Origin of the sequence: Aquitalea magnusonii, assembly GCF_002217795.2 — a bacterium.
Taxonomy (GTDB): Bacteria; Pseudomonadota; Gammaproteobacteria; order Burkholderiales; family Chromobacteriaceae; genus Aquitalea; species Aquitalea magnusonii_B.
The window spans coordinates 2,278,877-2,297,152 of the sequence record NZ_AP018823.1 but is presented as its reverse complement, the minus strand read 5'-3'; the positions used below and the strand labels follow the sequence as shown (position 1 = coordinate 2,297,152).

The window sequence follows — 18,276 nt, the reverse complement described above, 5'->3', positions numbered from 1 at the left end:
CGCTCACCAATCCTGAAGGAAAATCACTGATGGCAAACCATGCCCTGTTCAAGTTGTCTGTTGTGGCTCTGCTGGTATCCACGCTGGCTGCCTGCGGCAAAACCGAGCAAGCACCTGCGGCCCAGGCCGGCAGTGCGCCGGTTGCTGAAGCTTCTGCCGCAGCAGCATCGGCCCCGGCCCCGGCCGTGGATTACACCGCCCAACTGGCCGGCCCGATTGCTGAATACAAGAAATATGTCAGCACCGAGCTGGACGGCTTGCTGACCCAGTCCAAGGCGTTTGCCGCCGCCATCAAGGCCGGCGATCTGAAAAAGGCACAGGGCCTGTATGCCATCACGCGCCAGCATTACGAGCGCATCGAGCCGATTGCCGAACTGTTCTCCGACATGGATAGCGCGATTGACGCCCGCGAAGACGATTTCAAGGAAAAGGCCGCCGATCCTAAATTCACCGGCTTCCATCGTCTGGAAAAAGCGCTGTTTGGCGATCACACCACCAAGGGCCAGGCCCAGTACGCCGACAAGCTGGTGGCCGACATCACCGAGCTGAACAAGCGCGTGGCCACGCTGGACATTCCGCCGGCCAAGATGGTGGGTGGCGCTGCCGGCCTGATCGAGGAAGTGGCGGCCACCAAGGTGAGTGGCGAGGAAGACCGCTACAGCCATACCGATCTGTGGGACTTCCAGGCCAATGTGGATGGCGCACAGAAGATTGTGGAACTGCTGCGTCCGCTGCTGCAGCAGGCCAGCCCGGATTTGCTGGCCAAGGTGGATGAAAACTTCAAGACCGTGGACAGCCTGCTGGACAAATACCGCAGTGAGGACAAAAAAGGCTTTGTCAGCTACGACAAGGTAAGCGAAGCCGACCGTACCTCCATGAAGGGGCCGATTACTGCCCTGGCTGAAGATCTGTCCAAGCTGCGCGGCGTGCTGGGCCTGGATTGATCCACTTGGTGCTGCCCCCTTGCCGCGCATGGCAGGGGGCAGTGTCCCGTCAGACAGTCAGGGCGGCCAGCGGCTGCCCCGGCTGCATTCAGGAAGCATTCATGTCCAAAGCATTATCCCTGTGCCTGCTGCTAAGCTTGCTGGCCGCCTGCAGCAAGGAAAAACCGGCCCAGGCCGTGGCCGGCAGCACCGCCGCGCCGGCCATTGCCGTTGTCAATGTCGGGGTGACGGATGAAGCCTGCGAGCCGATGCAGCTTACCGTCAAGCGCGGCAAAACCCAGTTCATGATCAAGAACAACAGCGCCCGCGTCGTGGAATGGGAAATCCTCAAGGGGGTGTATGTGGTGGAGGAGCGCGAGAACATCGCCCCCGGCTTCACCCAGAAGCTGACCGCCAAACTGGAACCCGGCAAATACGAAATGACCTGCGGCCTGCTGAGCAATCCGCACGGTGTCCTGATTGTTGAATGAACATGCTGCAAGGCAGCATCACACAGACAGACCTAACGTCATGACAGAACAAGACAAGCCCGCCACCGCCGCCACCAGCGCCATTGCCAACCCCCAGCGCCGCAGCCTGCTGCGTGGCGCCGGGCTGTTTGGCGGCGGCCTGTTGGCGGGTGGGCTGGGCAGTGCCGCCTGGTTTGGCAAACTGGCCAGCCCGGCTGATCCGGCAAGCGAAGTGGTGCCGTATCGCGGTGCGCATCAGGCCGGCATTACCACGCCTGCGCCGCAAGAAGCCATTTTCATTGCATTCGATGTACTGGCCAAAGACCGCCAAGGCCTGCAACAGACCTTGCAGTTGCTGACCGAACGCATTGCCTTTCTCACGCGTGGTGGCCCGGCTGCCGTCAGCCCGCCCAAGCTGCCACCGCCGGATTCCGGCCTGTTGGGCGATACCGTGTCGCCAGACCGCCTCACCATCACCGTGGCGGTGGGAGCCTCCTTGTTTGATGGGCGTTTTGGCCTGCAAGCACAGCGGCCGCAGCACCTGAGCCAGATGCCGGCCTTTCCCAATGATGCGCTGGATGCCGCCTGGTGTGATGGCGACCTGCTGCTGCAATGCTGTGCCAATGCGCGCGAGACCGTGATTCATGCCGTGCGTGACATCATCAAGCACTGCCCGGACAAGCTGGCGGCGCGCTGGAAAATGGACGGTTTCCAGCCGGCAGGCGCGGTGCGCCACAACAGTACCCCCATCAATCTGTTTGGCTTCAAGGACGGCACCGGCAATCCGGATAGCGCCGATGCCGCCCAGATGAACGCACTGGTGTGGGTGGACGACAAGGACAAGGAACCGGCCTGGGCCAAGGGTGGCAGTTATGTTGCCATCCGCCTGATCCGCTTCACGCTGGAGCAGTGGGACCGGACACCGCTGGGTGAGCAGCAGGGCATTTTTGGCCGTGACAAGTCCAGTGGCGCACCCTTGGGCAAGCAGCACGAATTTGACGACCCTGATTTTGCCGCCGACCCGCACGGCCAGCATGTACCGCTGGATTCCCACATGCGCCGTGCCGAACCCCGCCAGCATGGCCGCCACGATGCCCGGCTGCTGCGCCGCAGCTACAGCTACTCGCTGGGGCTGACCAAATCCGGCCAACTGGACATGGGGCTGGTGTTCATCTGCTTCCAGTCCAATCTGCAAACCGGCTTCATTGCTACCCAGAAGCGGCTGAATGGCGAGCCGCTGGAGGAATACATCAAGCCCTTTGGTGGTGGTTATTTCTTTGCCTTACCCGGGGTGGAAGGCAATGGCTGGCTGGGCCAGTCCTTGCTGCAAGCCACCGCCTGAGCGCAGCAGATGCGCTTGGGCAGCTAAAAAAATGCCGGCACCAGGTGCCGGCATTTTGCCTGCAAGATGCTGGGTCAGATCTTGTAGGCATCGACAATGTTCTGCAACTGGCGTGACAAGTTGTCCAGTTGCTGGGCCGAGCTGGCGGTATTGCCGGCGGCGGCACTGCTTTCTTCCGCCATCTGCGCAATGCCTTCCACCTGCTGGGCAATATTGATGGTGGCCACGCTTTGTTCCTTGATGGCATTGGTGATTTCATCCACCAGCACCACCGCGCGCTGGCTGCCGCTGCCGATGGCCACGATGGATTGATTGGCCTCTTCGGCACCACGCACGCCATCGGCCACGTTGGTTTCCACCTGTCCCATCGCCTTCACCGCCACCTCGGCACTTTCCTGGATGGCCGTGATGGTGGAGGCGATTTCCTGCGTGGACTGCGCGGTACGTTCGGCCAGCTTGCGCACTTCGTCGGCCACCACGGCAAAGCCACGGCCCTGCTCGCCGGCACGGGCGGCCTCGATGGCGGCATTGAGCGCCAGCAGATTGGTCTGGTCGGCCACGTCACGGATTACCTGTACCACGCGGGAAACCTGCTGGCTCTTTTCTTCCAGCCCGCGTAGCTGTGCCGAGGCTGCATCTACGGTGCGCGAGATGTGCTGAATATCGCTGGCGGCCTTGCTGATGGTGATCTTGCCCTGTTCGGCCAACTGGCCGGAGCTGACGGAGGCGGAGTTGGCCTCGCTGGCGCGGTCGGCCACATGGTTGACGCTGACGGTCATCTCTTCCACCGTGGCCGCCATATTGGATGAGGCACTGCTCTGGTGCTGGGCGGCGGTGGCTACCTGATTGGCCGTGGCGGCCAGTTCGGTGGACACGCTGGCAATGGTCAGCGCCCCCTGTTTGACCGATTGCAGATTGCCTTGCATGGTGTCCAGCAGCTTGTTAAAGGCATCGGCGGCATTGCCCAGTTCATCCGGGCGGGTAACCTTGATGCGCTGGGTGAAGTCCAGTTCTTGCGCCACATGGCGCAGGCTGTCGCGCAGGACCTGCATGCGGTGGCGGATTTCCCGCACCAGTGTGAAACCCAGGCCGCCAGCCACCAGCACTGCCAACACAATGATGGTGGCAAACAGGTTGACTGCCTGTTGGTAATTGTGCAGACCCTCTTCGGTCAGTTGTTTGGCCATCTTGTTGTTGTAGGTAACGTGGTCTTCCATCGCTTGGGTAAACTGGTTGGCCAGATTGCGGAACTCGCCGGTTTGCGAGAGTTCCTTGCTGATACCCTCCTGATTGTTGGCGTCCGCCATGGCCTGGATAACGTGGGCCTTGTCCAGGTAGGCCTTCAGCGATTGCCTGTCCGCCGCCAGCAATTGCTTGTCCTGCTCGTCCGCCAGAAAACCGGTTTCGTAACTGCTAAGCCCGGCTTCCACCTTGCTGGCATTGTCACGCAGCCGCTCGCTGGCGGCAGTTTTTTCCCCGGCATTGCCCGCCAACATGTAGTCGCGGATATTGATGCGCAGGCGTTCGCCGTAAATGGTGGATTGGTATAGCAGTTTTATGCTGGGCAGCACGTTTCTATCGATAAATTCAACCCGCTCCTGTGCCTTGCGCATATTGCTGTAGGCGAAGCCGGCTACGGTCAGGATTGCGATCAGGCAAACCAGCAATGTCCCGGTCAGTCTTTGTGCAATGGTCAGCTTCATGCTGTTCTCATTTCTTTGGTGGAAAAAGTAAATATGTTTGCACGCCGGCCTAATGCCAGCAAGCATAAGTCAATGAAAGTATAAGGTTTTCAGATTTGAATTATATGTTTAATTGATTGGGCTAAATTTAAACATTTTGATGCAAATTAGGCGGATTGGATACTACAAGCGAATTGCGCTACGGGATACTAGCTATTGGACATGTTGATGTGCATATACATGATTTAAAAAATATTCCTTTGGAATATTTTTTCTGGCGCGCCGCGGGATATATGTGCTAGTTATGCCGTAAATGCAGGACTTTCATGCTGAACCAGCAATACTGATATATCAGTTAGAGCAATTTTGTTGTTGGATGCCACTGCCAAACAGCAGATGATGCAGCAATGTAACAGGGAGCGGTGGCTTTGGCCCTCCCGACTGATGCGTGCGCATCACGACAGCAACATGATTGGAGATATGCGTGATTAGTGGCAAGACAACGCTGATTGCCCATCTGGGTTATCCCACCGAGAGCTTTAAGGCTCCGATGATTTACAACCCCTGGTTCGACAGCCAGGGCATTGATGCCGTGGTGATGCCCATTGGCGTCAAGCCGGAAGACTATGTGGCGGCGCTCGCCAGCATCCGCAAGTTCACCAATCTGCGCGGCGCACTGGTCACCATGCCGCACAAGGTTACTACCCTGGGCCTGATGGACGAAATCACCCCCACCGCCGCTATTGCCGGTGCCTGCAATGCCATCCTGGTGCGGCCGGATGGCACGCTGCTGGGCGACCAGTTTGACGGTGCCGGTTTTGTGCGAGGTGTGGAGCGCAAGGGCTTTGCGCTCAAGGGGCGCAAGGTGCTGGTATCCGGCAATGGTGGGGTGGGGTGTGCCATTGCCGCCTCGCTGGCCGCTGCCGGGGTGGCCGAAATGGCCTTGTTCGACAGCCATACCGCGTCTTCGGAAGCGCTGGCAGGGCGCTTGCGTCAGCATTATCCGCAGTTGAAGGTATCGGTGGGCAGCAACGACCCGGCCGGTTTCGAGCTGATCGTCAACGCCACTCCGCTGGGCATGAAGGACGACGACCCGCTGCCGTTTGACATGGACCGGGTCAGCCCGGACACCTTTGTTGGCGAAGTGGTGATGAAAAAGGAAATCACCCCGCTGCTGGCGGCGGCGCAGGCCAAGGGCTGCCGTATCCAGCTAGGGACCGACATGCTGTTTGAAATGATTCCGGCCTATCTGGAATTCTTCGGTTTTGGCAGCACCACGCCGGAAGAATTGCGTGCCGTGGCCAAGCTGAGTTACTGAGGAGGCGGTGATGCAGAAAATGCTGATGTTGCACGGCATCAACCACAATATGTTCGGCAAGCGCGACCCCAAGCAGTACGGCACGGTGACGCTGGCCGAGATCGACGCGCGCCTGCAGGCGCTGGGCCGTGAGCTGGGTGTGGAAGTGGAAAGCTTCCAGACCAATCACGAAGGGGAAATGTGCGAGCGCATTCACCAAGCCTATGCCGATGGCGTGGACGCGGTGCTGATCAATGCCGGGGCCTGGACCCATTACAGCTATGGCATTCGCGATGCGCTGGCCATCCTCACCGTACCCATCGTGGAAATCCACATGTCCAACATCCACGCCCGCGAACCCTTCCGCCATCTGTCGGTGTTTGCCGACATCGTCCAGGGTCAGATCTGCGGTTTTGGCAGCGAAAGCTATCTGTTGGGCTTGCGCGCCGCTGTGGCGGCAAGCGCAGCGCAGTAAGTTTTTCACTGCAGCAATCCTACACTGACTCAGTCAGTCCTGCGCGGAGGAGCCTGGCTCCTCCGCTTTTTTTTGGCTAGTGCCGGTGGGGGAGGGAAAGCCCCAGGGCCGCCGCCAGCTCGGGCAGGCCGGGGAAGATGGCAATCTGCCCGGCAAACTGCGCGGCGCTTGCCGCATCCAGATGCACACCGGCCACCGCCACGCCCGCCGCCAGCCCGGCGGCAATGCCGGAGGCGCTGTCTTCCACCAGCAGGCAGTCGCCAGGGGCTGCGTCAAGCAGGCGTAGCGCGTGCTGAATCAGCGCCGGGTCCGGCTTCCAGGCATTCACTTCGTAGGCGCTGATGATGGCGTCGCCAAAATAGGGCTTCAGCCCGGTACTGTGCAGGCTGGTTTCTATCTTCTGGCGTGGGCCGTTGGAGGCAATGCAGCGCGGCAGTTGCAGCGCGGCCAGCAAATCATGCGCGCCGGGCATGGTGTCCAGTTCGCTTGCCAGCAGTGGCAGGCTTTGCTCACGGAACTGACGACTGAACAGTTCACCGTCCAGTTGCGGAAAGTGCTGCTTGATGTCGTCCAGAAAGCGCGCATAGGGCCGGCCACGGAAATACTGCAGGATGCTGGCTTCATCCAGCGCATGGCCATGCTGTTGCAGGATGCGCCCGATCAGCCGCGCTGACAGGCTTTCGCTGTCCACCAGCGTGCCATCGCAATCAAAAATCACTGCCTTGATTTTAAACATCTACCTTCCTTTTAATGGCTGCAATCCATAGCATATTGTTATAACTGTTATGGCTGAAGGTGGCTTCTTTCTTTGGCCGGAATTCCCCACAATGGGGCGGGCCCTGGCATGGCGTTTGCCGGATGGCAGGGCGAAAACAGAAATGATGATGGCACGGCAACGTCCGTGCTGCATACCACCAGGAGGAGGCAGTAGATGAAACTTTCAACACGGCTGGGGCTGATCGTGGGCTTGGCGGCGCTGGGCGGCTTGCTGCTGGCCGCCATGGGGCTGGCATCCCTGCGCACTGCCATGCTGGAGCAGCGCCACGAATCCATCCGCACCGTGCTGACGCTGGCGGCGCAGCAGGTAAAACATTTCCAGCAACTGGAGCAAAGCGGCCAACTGAGCCGGGCGGAGGCGCAGCGCCGTGCCATCGATGCCCTGCGCAGCATGCACTACCAGAAAAGCCTGTATCTGTGGGCGCGTACCACTGGCGCGCTGGGCCTGGTGCTGCCTGGAGACAAGGGCGTGGGGCAGGTGGATTTCGGCAAGACGCTGCCGGATGGCCGCCATGACTTCAACCGCTATCTGGATGTGCTGGCCACGCAGGACATCGGCTTTGTCGAACTGATGGTGGTGAAACCCGGCGGCAGTGACGAGGTGTTGAAAATCAACGGTGTCACCCGGATTGACGGCTGGGACTGGGTGATCGGCTTTGGTGCCTGGACGGATGACATCCAGGCGGCCTTCTGGGAGGTGGCGCTGCGTTATATGGTCAGCGGGCTGTTGATGTTTGCCGTCATCGGCGGGGTGGCGGTGTGGATGGCCAGGAAAATCTACCGCGCCCTGGGCGGTGAGCCGGATCTGGCGGCCCAACTGGCCGGTGAAATTGCAGCGGGCAAGCTTAACCGGCAGTTGGATGCCGAGGCGCCGGCGGGCAGCCTGATGGCCTCCATCGCGGTGATGCAGGACAATCTGCGTACGCTGATTTGCGGCATCCAGGATAACGCCAGCCAGGTGGGGCAGTTGTCACATCATCTGGCCGGGCAGATGGCGCAGATCAACGATGCCTCGCGCCTGAGTTCCGCCGCCATTTCCTCCAGTGCTGCGGCCATCGAACAACTGGCGGTCAGTGTTGACCACATCTCCATGGGCGCGCGCGAGACCGAGACCAACTCCACCCAGGCAACGGAATTGGCCGCACGCGGTGCCTCGCTGGTGCTGCATGCCGGTGAAGAAATCAGCCGTGCTGCCAGCCAGGTGAATGATGCTTCGCGGCTGATTGGTTCTTTGGAGCAGCGCACCGACCAGATTGGCGATATTGCCAGCGTGATTCGTGATATTGCCGACCAGACCAATCTGTTGGCGCTTAACGCCGCCATCGAGGCCGCCCGTGCCGGCGAGCAGGGCCGCGGCTTTGCCGTGGTGGCGGACGAAGTGCGCAAGCTGGCCGAACGCACCAGCACCGCCACTGCGCAGATAGCCAGCACGGTACAGGCAGTGCATGCCGATACCGCCGCCGTGGTGCAAGGTATGCAGGCCATGGCACCGCAGGTGGCGATGGGGGTGCAGATGGCGGCCCAGGCAGGGGAGGCGCTGCAGCAGATCAACACCGCATCCGCCCAGGCGCTGGACAAGGTGCGCAGCATTGCCACAGCCACCACCGAGCAAAGCCAGGCCAGCAATAGCGTGGCGCAAAACATCGAGCAGATTTCCGGCCGCATGGAGGAGTCCAGCCACGCGGTTGCGCAGGCATGCGAGCATGTGGCCCGGCTGGAGCAACTGACCGCAGCCTTGCACCAGTCGGTGGCGCGCTTTCAGGTGTAGCGGTAGCGGGCAAGGGCCGGATGCGGGGAGGGCGGCTTGCTGGGCAAATTGAACTGTGTTCAAATCCGGAACCACTCAGCAAGGAGAAACGACATGGCAGGCAGTATGGAGCGTTCGCTGGCAATCCTGGAATTGCTGGCCCGTAATGGCGGACAACTGCCGCTGCATGTCATTGCCGACACCCTCAACATGCCGCGCAGTGGCGCGCACCGGTTGCTGGCCATGCTGATCGAGCAAGGCTATGTGCGCCAGCATGCGGAGAAGGGCGAGTATCAGCTCTCGCTCAAGCTGGTTTCGCTGGGGCTGATCTACCTGTCCACCAGCGGGGTGGCTGATGTGTCGCAGCCGATTCTGGAAAACCTGGCGCGCAGCTCGGGCGAGCTGGCGCGGCTGGGCATTATCGAGAACGAGCTGATCACCTTTGTGGCCAAGGCGCAGGGCGCACGCTCCGGCCTGCGCTACGACCCGGACATGGGCAGCAACCCGCCATTGTTCTGCACCGCCAGCGGCCCGGCCTGGCTCTCCCGGCTGGATGATGAACAGGCCTTGCAGATTGTCGCCCGGCAGGGCTTTGGCAATGGCCACGACTACGGCCCCAATGCCCCGCGCACCATTGCCGCCTTTCTGGAGGTGCTGCATGCCACCCGCAAGCGTGGCCATGCGGTGGCGGTGGACAGTTACGAACCGGGCATGACCTCGCTGGCCGCGCCCATCATCAACCCGCTCAACCAGAAGGTGGTGGGCGTGGTGACACTGGCCGGCCCCACCAGCCGCATTCCGGCGGACCGGCTGCCGGAGCTGGGCAGCCTGTTGCAGGATGCCGCTCGCGAGCTGGGTGAGGCCTCGCTGGGTTCGCTGTACTTCAAGTCCTGATTTGCGCTGTTTTTTCATGCATGGCCCGCCTGTCGGGCCATTGCCATTCATGCGCTCGATGTATAGCAAAGTGTTATATCTGATAGAGCGATAGTGCTCTTTTTTAATGCATGGCGCGGGAACACAATCCTCGCATGCAAACCTCTATCCCGACTCTGTTCATGCGTGGCGGTACCTCACGCGGGCCCTTCTTCCTGGCAGACGATCTGCCGCAGGATCAGGCATTGCGCGACCGTGTGCTGCTCGCTGTCATGGGCTCTCCCGACCGCCGCCAGATTGACGGCCTGGGTGGAGCGCACCCGCTGACCAGCAAGGTCGGCATCATTTCCCGCGGCAGCCAGCCTGGCGTGGACCTGGACTTCCTGTTTGCCCAGTTGCAGCCGGACAAGGACACGGTGGATACCACGCCCAACTGCGGCAATATGCTGGCAGCGGTGGTGCCTTTTGCGCTGGAGCGCGGCCTGGTAACGGCGCAGGGTGAAACCAGCACCTTCCGCGTGCTCACCCTCAATACCGGCATGCAGTGCGACGTGACGGTACAAACGCCGGGCGGCCAGATGCGTTACGACGGCGACGCCCGCATTGACGGCGTACCTGGCAGCGCCTCGCCCATCACCATCAACTTTCTGGATACCGCCGGTTCGGTGTGTTCCGGCTTGCTGCCCACCGGCAAGGTGAAGGATGTGGTGCAACTGGAAGGCGTGGGTGCGCTGGAAGTCACCTGTATCGACAACGGCATGCCGCTGGTGATGCTGCGCGCTGCCGACCTGGGCCGCAGCGGCTATGAAAGCGTGGCCGAACTGAATGCCGATACCGAGCTGAAAACCCGGCTGGAAGCGCTGCGCCTGCAATGCGGCCACCTGATGGGTCTGGGCGATGCCAGCAAGAAAACCTATCCCAAGATGTGTCTGGTTGCCCCGCCGCGCGACGGCGGCAGCATCAGCACCCGTTGTTTCATCCCCCATGTCTGCCACGACGCCATCGGCGTGCTGGCGGCAGTGACGGTTGGCACCGCCTGTGTGCTGGAAGGCTCGGTCACCGAGGGCATCGCGCAGATGCAGGCCGGCCACCTCCATCTGGTGTCGGTGGAACACCCGACCGGCGAATTCTCGGTGGACCTGGAACTGGACCCGGACAACCCGCAACACGTCATCCGCGCAGCGCTGCTGCGCACTGCAAGGCTCATCATGCGCGGAGAGGTCATGATTCCCTCCGCCATCTGGAAAGGACAGCAAGCATGATCATCGACATCCACGGCCACTACACCACCGCCCCCAAGGCGCTGGAAGACTGGCGCAAACGCCAGATCGACAACCTCTCCACCCCGGAGCTGGGCCCCAAGCCGTCCGAACTGAAGATCTCCGACGACGAGCTGCGCGACACCATCGAAAGCAACCAGCTGCGCCTGATGAAACAGCGCGGCTCCGACCTCACCATCTTCAGCCCGCGTGCCAGCTTCATGGCCCACCATATCGGCGACTTCAACACCTCCTCCACCTGGGCCGCCATCTGCAACGAGCTGTGCTACCGCGTCAGCCAGTTGTTCCCCGACCACTTCATCGGCGCGGCCATGCTGCCGCAGTCGCCCGGTGTCGACCCGGCCACCTCCATTCCGGAGCTGGAACGCTGCATCAAGGACTACGGCTTTGTCGGCATCAACCTCAACCCGGACCCGTCCGGCGGCCACTGGACCAGCCCGCCGCTGTCCGACCGCCACTGGTATCCCATCTACGAAAAAATGGTGGAGTACGACATCCCGGCCATGGTGCATGTGTCCACCAGCTGCAACTGCGCCTTCCACACCACCGGCGCGCACTACCTGAACGCGGACACCACCGCCTTCATGCAATGCCTGACCTCAGACCTGTTTACGGACTTCCCCACGCTGCGCTTTGTCATCCCGCACGGCGGTGGTGCAGTGCCTTACCACTGGGGCCGCTTCCGCGGGCTGGCGCAGGAAATGAAAAAGCCGCTGCTCAAGGACCATCTGCTCAACAACATCTTCTTTGACACCTGCGTCTACCACCAGCCGGGCATCGACCTGCTGACCAAGGTCATCCCGGTGGACAACGTGCTGTTTGCCAGCGAAATGATCGGCGCGGTACGCGGCATCGACCCGGAAACCGGCCACTACTACGACGACACCAAGCGCTACATCGAAGCGGCGGCACTGACGGATGCCGAGCGGCAGCAAATCTTTGAAGGCAATGCCCGCCGGGTGTATCCGCGACTGGATGCTGCCCTGAAAGCTAAAGGCTTGTAGTCATTGCGAACAAAAGCCCCGCGCTGACCCGGAGCTTTTGCGGAGTTGACCGCCTCTCACGTGCGCCATGGGCCACGCGATGGATAAAACAGATTAAGGAAGACAACACCATGTACCAACTCGGAGTGGTATACCGCAACATCACCCGCGCCGACCGCGCCGCCGCCGATGCACTGGCAGCGCTGGGCTCGGCCACCGTACACGAAGCCATGGGCCGCGTCGGCCTGCTCAAGCCCTATATGCGCCCCATCTACCCGGGCAAGCAGGTGTCCGGCACCGCTGTCACCGTGCTGCTGCAACCGGGCGACAACTGGATGCTGCATGTGGCGGCAGAACAGATTCAGCCCGGTGACATCGTGGTGGCAGGCGTTACCTCGGAATGCACCGACGGCTACTTTGGCGACCTGCTGGCCACCAGCTTCCAGGCCCGCGGCGCGCGGGCGCTGATCATCGACGCCGGTGTGCGCGATGTCAAAACCCTGCAGGAAATGGACTTCCCGGTCTGGAGCCGCGCCATCAGCAGCAAGGGCACCATCAAGGCCACGCTGGGCTCGGTGAATATCCCGGTGGTGTGCGCCGGCATGCTGGTGCATCCGGGCGATGTGATTGTGGCGGACGACGACGGCGTGGTGTGCGTACCGGCTGCCCGTGCGGCGGAAACCCTGGCGGCGGCGCAAAAGCGCGAATCGTTCGAGGGCGAAAAACGCGCCAAGCTGGCTTCCGGCGTGCTGGGCCTGGACATGTATGCAATGCGTGAGCCACTGGCCAAGGCCGGTCTGCGTTATATCGACTGAGGACGACAGCATGAGCAAACCTGTAAGTGGCGACTTCAGCAAGACCGCAGGCTGGCTGGACTGGTTTGACGGCCCGGCCAAACCGGCCTTCACTCTGCCAGCAGGCGCGGTGGATGCCCACTGTCATGTATTTGGTCCGGGGGCGGAGTTCCCCTATGCGCCGGAACGCAAATACACCCCGTGTGACGCCAGCAAGGCAGAGCTGTTTGCCCTGCGCGACCATCTGGGTTTTGAACGCAATGTGATTGTGCAGGCCACCTGCCACGGTGCCGACAACCGCGCCATGGTGGATGCCTGCCGTGCCAGCAAGGGCAAGGCGCGTGGCGTGGCCACCGTCAGGCGCGCAGTTACCGATGAAGAGCTGCAAAGCCTGCACGAGGCCGGTGTGCGCGGCGTGCGTTTCAACTTCGTCAAACGGCTGGTGGATTTCACCCCCAAGGACGAGCTGATGGAAATTGCCAGCCGCATCGCCAAACTGGGCTGGCATATCGTGGTGTATTTCGAAGCGCAGGACCTGCCGGAACTGTGGGACTTCTTCACCAATCTGCCCACCACCGTGGTGGTGGACCACATGGGCCGGCCGGATGTCAGCCTGCCGGTGGACGGGCCGCAGTTTGAATTGTTCGTGAAACTGATGCGCGAACATGACAATATCTGGTCCAAGGTCAGCTGCCCGGAACGCCTGAGCGTGACCGGCCCCAAGGCGCTGGATGGCGAACGCCACGCCTACCACGACGTGATTCCGTTTGCCCGCAAACTGGTGGAAACCTTCCCCGACCGCGTGCTGTGGGGCACTGACTGGCCACACCCCAATCTGAAAGACCATATGCCGGACGACGGCCTCTTGGTGGATTTCATCCCCCATATCGCGCCGACGCCGCAATTGCAGCAACAGCTGCTGGTCACCAATCCCATGCGCCTGTACTGGCCGGAAGAATGCTGAGGAGCCGCCATGGCTTTGGACAAACCGTATAAAGATGTGCCCGGCACCATCATTTTCGATGCCGAGCAAAGCCGCCTGGGCTACTGGCTGAACCAGTTCTGCACCAGCCTGATGAAGGCGGAAAACCGCGCCCGCTTTCTGGCCGACGAACGGGCTTATCTCGATGAATGGGCCATGACGGAAGAACAGAAGCAGGCGGTGATGGCGCGCGACCTTAACTGGTGCATGCAGTTGGGCGGCAATATCTACTTCCTGGCGCGCATCGGTGCCACCGACGGCAAGAGCTTCCAGCAGATGGCCGGCTCCATGACCGGCATGAGCGAAGAGGAATACCGCAACATGATGCTGGCCGGTGGCCGCTCGGTGGAAGGCAACCGCTACCTTGGCGAAGACGGCGACGCCCAGCCGCACCGCCAGCCGCAAGGCGCGGGCAGCAAGAAAGAAGGCAACTGATATGGCACGCATCACCGCATCCGTTTATACCTCCCACGTGCCGGCCATCGGTGTGGCCATGGACCTGCACAAGACGCAGGAAGACTACTGGCAGCCGCTGTTTGCCGGTTACGACTTCTCCAAGCAATGGATGAAGGACAACAAGCCGGACGTGATTTTCCTGGTGTACAACGACCACGCCACCGCCTTCAGCCTGGACATGATTCCCACCTTCGCCATTGGCACGGCTGCCGAGTACAAACCGGCCGATGAAGGCTGGGGCGCGCGTCCGGTGCCGGTGGTGAAGGGGCACCCGGCGCTGGCCAGCCATATTGCGCAAAGCGTGATCCAGCAGGACTTCGACCTCACCATCGTCAACAAGATGGACGTGGACCACGGCCTCACCGTGCCGCTGTCGCTGATGTGCGGCGAGCTGGACCCGGTGAAGGACGCCTGGCCCTGCCCGGTGATTCCGTTTGCCGTCAACGTGGTGCAATACCCGGTGCCCTCCGGCCAGCGCTGCTTTGCGCTGGGTCAGGCCATCCGCAAGGCGGTGGAAAGCTTTGACGAAGACATCAATGTACATATCTGGGGCACCGGCGGTATGAGCCACCAGTTGCAGGGTGCGCGTGCCGGGCTGATCAACCGCGAGTGGGACAACAACTGGCTGGACCTGATGATCAACGACCCGGTGGCCTGCGCCAAAGTGCCGCATATCGACTATGTGCGTGAAGCCGGCAGCGAAGGTATCGAACTGGTGATGTGGCTGATTGCCCGCGGCGCGATGGCCGACGTGAACAACGGTGAGCGCAGCGGCCCGCTGCCGCAGGTGACGCACCGTTTCTACCACGTCCCGGCTTCCAATACCGCCGTGGGTCACGCCATTCTGGAAAACAAGGAATAAGGAATCCCTGTCATGACAATCAAAGTAGCACTGGCTGGCGCAGGCGCGTTCGGCATCAAGCATCTGGACGGCATCAAGAATATTGCCGATGTGGAAGTGGTCTCGCTGATTGGCCGCGACCTGGCCAAAACCCGCGAAGTGGCGGACAAATACGGCGTGGCCCATGTCACGGATGACCTGAACGAAACCCTGGCCATCAAGGAAGTGGACGCTGTCATCCTGTGTACGCCCACCCAGATGCACGCCGGGCAAACCGCCGCCTGCCTCAAGGCTGGCAAGCACGTGCAGGTGGAAATTCCGCTGGCCGACAGCCTGGCCGGTGCCGAAGCCGCCGCCGCGCTGCAACAGGAAACCGGCCTGGTGGCCATGTGCGGCCACACCCGCCGCTTCAACCCCAGCCACCAGTGGGTACACAACAAGATTACCGCCGGGGAATTCAACATCCAGCAGATGGATGTGCAAACCTATTTCTTCCGCCGCACCAATATGAATGCGCTGGGCCAGCCGCGCAGCTGGACCGACCACCTGCTGTGGCACCACGCCGCCCACACCGTGGACCTGTTTGCCTATCAGGCTGGCAGCCCCATCGTGAAGGCCAATGCCATCCAGGGGCCGATTCACCCGGAACTGGGCATCGCCATGGATATGTCCATCCAACTGAAGGCCGCCAACGGTGCCATCTGCACGCTCAGCCTGTCGTTCAACAATGACGGCCCGCTGGGGACTTTCTTCCGTTACATCGGCGACACCGGCACCTATATTGCCCGCTACGACGACCTGTTCAACGGCAAGGAAGAGAAGATCGACGTATCGCATGTGGCCGTGTCGATGAACGGCATCGAGCTGCAAGACCGCGAATTCTTTGCCGCCATTCGCGAAGGCCGTGAGCCCAACTCCAGCCTGCGCCAAGTATTGCCGTGCTATCAGGTGCTGCATGCGCTGGAGCAGCAGTTGGTTTAGAGCTGCTGAAAAACCTAGTGCTGCGTTGCGCCTCCTTGCCGTACTTTGTGTACTGTTTGCGTTGGCGCGCCTTGCCCCAGCACGCTTTGCTTTTTTTTAGCGGCTCTTGATAAGTTTCTTTTGCAATCCCTTTGTAAGCGACCCTCCTGAACAAGGCAGTCCGGTTTGTTGCAAACCGGCTGACCTTGTCTTTTTGTTGCAGGGTCCCCGTCAGACAGTGCAAGGACAGTTCCATGAAACAGCGACAGCTTGGCCCGTTTACCGTTTCTGCCATCGGCCTTGGCTGCATGAATCTCAGTCACGCCTATGGCGTGCCACCGTCTGCCGAGCAGGGCGGCCAGGTATTGCTGGCAGCGCTGGATGCGGGCGTCACCCTGTTTGATACCGCCGCGCTGTACGGTTTTGGTGCCAATGAAGAGCTGGTGGGGCGAGTATTAAAGCCGCATCGTCAGCAGATTGTGCTCACCAGCAAGTGCGGCATGACCGGGGTGGAAGGCAAACGGGTGATAGACGGCAGGCCGGACACCCTGCGCCAGACCTGCGAGGACAGCCTGCGCCGCCTGCAAACCGATGTGATTGACCTCTACTACCTGCACCGCTGGGACCGCCAGGTGCCGATTGAGGATTCGGTTGGCGCGCTGGCTGATCTGGTGGCCGCGGGCAAGATCCGCAGCATCGGCCTGTCCGAGGTTTCCGCCGCCACGCTGGCCCGCGCCCAGGCGGTACACCCGATTGCCGCGGTGCAAAGTGAATATTCGCTGTGGACGCGCAATCCGGAAATCGCGCTGCTGGATGCCTGCCGCGCCCAGAACGTGGCCCTGGTAGCCTTCAGCCCGCTGGGCCGTGGTTTCCTGGCCGGTGGCGTGCGTGACCCGTCCGGCTTTGCTGCCAACGACATCCGCCGCGCCATGCCGCGCTTCCAGGCCGAACACTTTAGCCGCAACCTGCGCCTGTTGGATGCATTGCAGGGGCTGGCCACCGAAACCGGCTTTACCCTGGCCCAACTGGCCATGGGCTGGCTGCTGGCACAAAGCGAACAGGTGATTCCGATTCCAGGCACCAGCAATCTCCGCCATCTGCAGGAAAACCTGTCGGCCGACACAGTGACGCTGGACATGGAAGTGCTGACCCGTCTGGACGCCATTGTCAATGAAAACACGGTGAGCGGTGCGCGCTACAACGCCGCCACCCAGCAGGAAATCGACACCGAGGAATTTGGCGTTTCTGTTCAGCCAGCCTGATAGCCGGGCAGGAGATGACCACACCATTGCTTCCATCTGGGGTGTGAACCCATGCCGACGGGGTGTTCCTGTCGGCCTTTTTTTGCCTGCAAAGCCGCCGCCTGCAATCGCCTGCGATATCTCGCCTTTTATCAAGAAGGCGAGGCTTCCTTCTTCAATTGGCAGGGAAGGGGCAAAAAAATCCCGGCACAAGGCCGGGTGTTCAGCGAAGGAGGAGATGGTGCTGACAAACAGTGTATGGGTTTGCGGCCTGCCGCCCGTCAGAGATGGCTGCAGGCGCGCGGTCCTCAGGCAAGCGGTTCCAGCAACATCACACCGGCAGCGGTGTTGGAAATCGGCAGATGGTAGGTGTTTTGCAGCGCGCGCACATCGCCCTTGATGGTGGCGCGGGCAGCCAGCCACATCAGCAGCTCGATGCCTTGCGAGCCGGTATGCTCCACCAGTTGCTCCACCGTGTACTGGGTGGCCCATTTGGGCTTGTCCACCAGGCTTTGCATGAATTGCAGGTCGAAGGGCTTGTTGATGAAACCGGCGCGTTCGCCATCCAGCTGATGCGACAGGCCGCCGGTGCCGATCACCACCACGCGGGCGTCGGAATCCCAGGCGCTGATGGCTTCGCCAATGGCCTCGCCCAGCTTGTAGCAGCGGCTGGCCGAGGGAATGGGGAACTGCACGGTGTTGATGCACACCGGCACCACCTTGATCGGGCAGGCGCCTTCTTGCGGCCACAGCAGTTTCAAGGGCAGGGTGAAGGCATGGTCCACCAGCATTTCCTGACAGGTGGTGAGGTCGAACTCCTTGTTCACCAGCTGATTGATCAGGTGCCAGGACAGCTCGGTGTCACCAGTAAACGGCGGCAGGGTGGGAATGCCCCAGCCTTCGTCGGCATTGCGGTATTCCGGCGCGGCACCTACCGAGAAGGTGGGCATCTTGTCCAGGAAGAAATTCAGGCCGTGGTCGTTGTACACCACCACGGCAACGTCGGGTTTCACTTCGTCCAGCCAGCGATGGATGGGCGGGAAGGCGTCGAAAAACGGCTTCCAGTACGGTTCGTTCTGCAGATTGCCGGCAATGGCACGGCCGATGGCCGGAACGTGGGAGGTAACGATGCTGCCTACGATTTTTGCCATGA

The 18,276-nt window shown here is 61.3% G+C and carries 18 protein-coding genes; 15 read left to right on the top strand and 3 right to left on the bottom strand.

Going from position 1 to position 18,276, the window contains the following annotated elements; translation table 11 throughout:
* Nucleotides 1-29 precede the first annotated feature (29 nt).
* The 3 genes from efeO to efeB all read left to right on the top strand — a co-directional run bounded on the left by efeO (nucleotide 30) and on the right by efeB (nucleotide 2,735).
* On the top strand, nucleotides 30-944 hold the full coding sequence (efeO, locus tag DLM_RS10980) for an iron uptake system protein EfeO (RefSeq protein WP_089086328.1): 915 nt from the start codon (nucleotides 30-32) through the stop codon (nucleotides 942-944).
* Nucleotides 945-1,045: 101 nt separating this feature from the next.
* Nucleotides 1,046-1,414 carry a cupredoxin domain-containing protein gene (locus DLM_RS10975; protein WP_089086329.1) on the top strand — a complete coding sequence of 123 codons (369 nt, stop codon included), beginning with the start codon at nucleotides 1,046-1,048 and terminating at the stop codon, nucleotides 1,412-1,414.
* Between the two features lie 40 nt (nucleotides 1,415-1,454).
* Nucleotides 1,455-2,735, top strand: a complete 1,281-nt coding sequence (gene efeB / locus DLM_RS10970; protein ID WP_089086330.1) for an iron uptake transporter deferrochelatase/peroxidase subunit — start codon at nucleotides 1,455-1,457, stop codon at nucleotides 2,733-2,735.
* Between the two features lie 74 nt (nucleotides 2,736-2,809).
* On the opposite strand, the gene DLM_RS10965 is transcribed toward efeB, so the two are convergent.
* The gene (locus tag DLM_RS10965; protein WP_167467092.1) at nucleotides 2,810-4,438 is read right to left on the bottom strand and encodes a methyl-accepting chemotaxis protein; all 1,629 of its coding nucleotides are present in this window, start codon (nucleotides 4,436-4,438) and stop codon (nucleotides 2,810-2,812) included.
* Between the two features lie 463 nt (nucleotides 4,439-4,901).
* Here DLM_RS10965 and DLM_RS10960 point away from each other — a divergent pair, with 463 nt between their 5' ends.
* Together DLM_RS10960 and aroQ are read left to right on the top strand one after the other, a co-directional pair.
* Nucleotides 4,902-5,735 carry a shikimate dehydrogenase family protein gene (locus DLM_RS10960; protein WP_089086332.1) on the top strand — a complete coding sequence of 278 codons (834 nt, stop codon included), beginning with the start codon at nucleotides 4,902-4,904 and terminating at the stop codon, nucleotides 5,733-5,735.
* Between the two features lie 10 nt (nucleotides 5,736-5,745).
* Complete coding sequence (gene aroQ, locus DLM_RS10955) at nucleotides 5,746-6,189, top strand: type II 3-dehydroquinate dehydratase (RefSeq protein ID WP_089086333.1); 444 nt, start codon at nucleotides 5,746-5,748, stop codon at nucleotides 6,187-6,189.
* 76 nt (nucleotides 6,190-6,265) lie between these two features.
* Here the strand turns inward: aroQ and DLM_RS10950 are convergent, their stop codons facing one another.
* On the bottom strand, nucleotides 6,266-6,925 hold the full coding sequence (locus DLM_RS10950; protein ID WP_089086334.1) for an HAD family hydrolase: 660 nt from the start codon (nucleotides 6,923-6,925) through the stop codon (nucleotides 6,266-6,268).
* 195 nt (nucleotides 6,926-7,120) lie between these two features.
* Between DLM_RS10950 and DLM_RS10945 the strand changes: the two genes are divergently transcribed.
* The 10 genes from DLM_RS10945 (at nucleotide 7,121) to DLM_RS10900 (ending at nucleotide 17,144) form a co-directional block, all read left to right on the top strand.
* Nucleotides 7,121-8,734: a methyl-accepting chemotaxis protein gene (locus DLM_RS10945; RefSeq protein ID WP_089086335.1), complete on the top strand. Its 1,614-nt coding sequence runs from the start codon at nucleotides 7,121-7,123 to the stop codon at nucleotides 8,732-8,734.
* A gap of 93 nt (nucleotides 8,735-8,827) precedes the next feature.
* Entirely contained in the window at nucleotides 8,828-9,607 is a 780-nt protein-coding gene (locus DLM_RS10940; RefSeq protein ID WP_089086336.1) for an IclR family transcriptional regulator, read from the top strand.
* A 134-nt stretch (nucleotides 9,608-9,741) separates the two neighbouring features.
* Nucleotides 9,742-10,848, top strand: a complete 1,107-nt coding sequence (locus DLM_RS10935; RefSeq protein ID WP_089086337.1) for a 4-oxalomesaconate tautomerase — start codon at nucleotides 9,742-9,744, stop codon at nucleotides 10,846-10,848.
* Entirely contained in the window at nucleotides 10,845-11,870 is a 1,026-nt protein-coding gene (locus DLM_RS10930; RefSeq protein ID WP_119313238.1) for an amidohydrolase family protein, read from the top strand. Before DLM_RS10935 ends, DLM_RS10930 begins: the two co-directional genes overlap by 4 nt.
* Before the next feature lie 110 nt (nucleotides 11,871-11,980).
* Complete coding sequence (ligK, locus tag DLM_RS10925; protein ID WP_119313237.1) at nucleotides 11,981-12,664, top strand: 4-carboxy-4-hydroxy-2-oxoadipate aldolase/oxaloacetate decarboxylase; 684 nt, start codon at nucleotides 11,981-11,983, stop codon at nucleotides 12,662-12,664.
* 10 nt (nucleotides 12,665-12,674) lie between these two features.
* Nucleotides 12,675-13,607, top strand: a complete 933-nt coding sequence (locus tag DLM_RS10920; RefSeq protein WP_089083859.1) for an amidohydrolase family protein — start codon at nucleotides 12,675-12,677, stop codon at nucleotides 13,605-13,607.
* A gap of 9 nt (nucleotides 13,608-13,616) precedes the next feature.
* Entirely contained in the window at nucleotides 13,617-14,060 is a 444-nt protein-coding gene (ligA, locus tag DLM_RS10915; protein ID WP_089083860.1) for a protocatechuate 4,5-dioxygenase subunit alpha, read from the top strand.
* A 1-nt stretch (nucleotide 14,061) separates the two neighbouring features.
* Entirely contained in the window at nucleotides 14,062-14,943 is an 882-nt protein-coding gene (locus DLM_RS10910) for a class III extradiol dioxygenase subunit beta (RefSeq protein ID WP_089083861.1), read from the top strand.
* Between the two features lie 12 nt (nucleotides 14,944-14,955).
* Entirely contained in the window at nucleotides 14,956-15,903 is a 948-nt protein-coding gene (locus DLM_RS10905; RefSeq protein ID WP_197715557.1) for a Gfo/Idh/MocA family oxidoreductase, read from the top strand.
* Between the two features lie 233 nt (nucleotides 15,904-16,136).
* Complete coding sequence (locus tag DLM_RS10900; RefSeq protein WP_089083863.1) at nucleotides 16,137-17,144, top strand: aldo/keto reductase; 1,008 nt, start codon at nucleotides 16,137-16,139, stop codon at nucleotides 17,142-17,144.
* A 287-nt stretch (nucleotides 17,145-17,431) separates the two neighbouring features.
* Here the strand turns inward: DLM_RS10900 and DLM_RS10895 are convergent, their stop codons facing one another.
* Nucleotides 17,432-18,274: a class III extradiol dioxygenase family protein gene (locus DLM_RS10895; protein ID WP_089083864.1), complete on the bottom strand. Its 843-nt coding sequence runs from the start codon at nucleotides 18,272-18,274 to the stop codon at nucleotides 17,432-17,434.
* Between the last annotated feature and the right edge of the window lie 2 nt (nucleotides 18,275-18,276).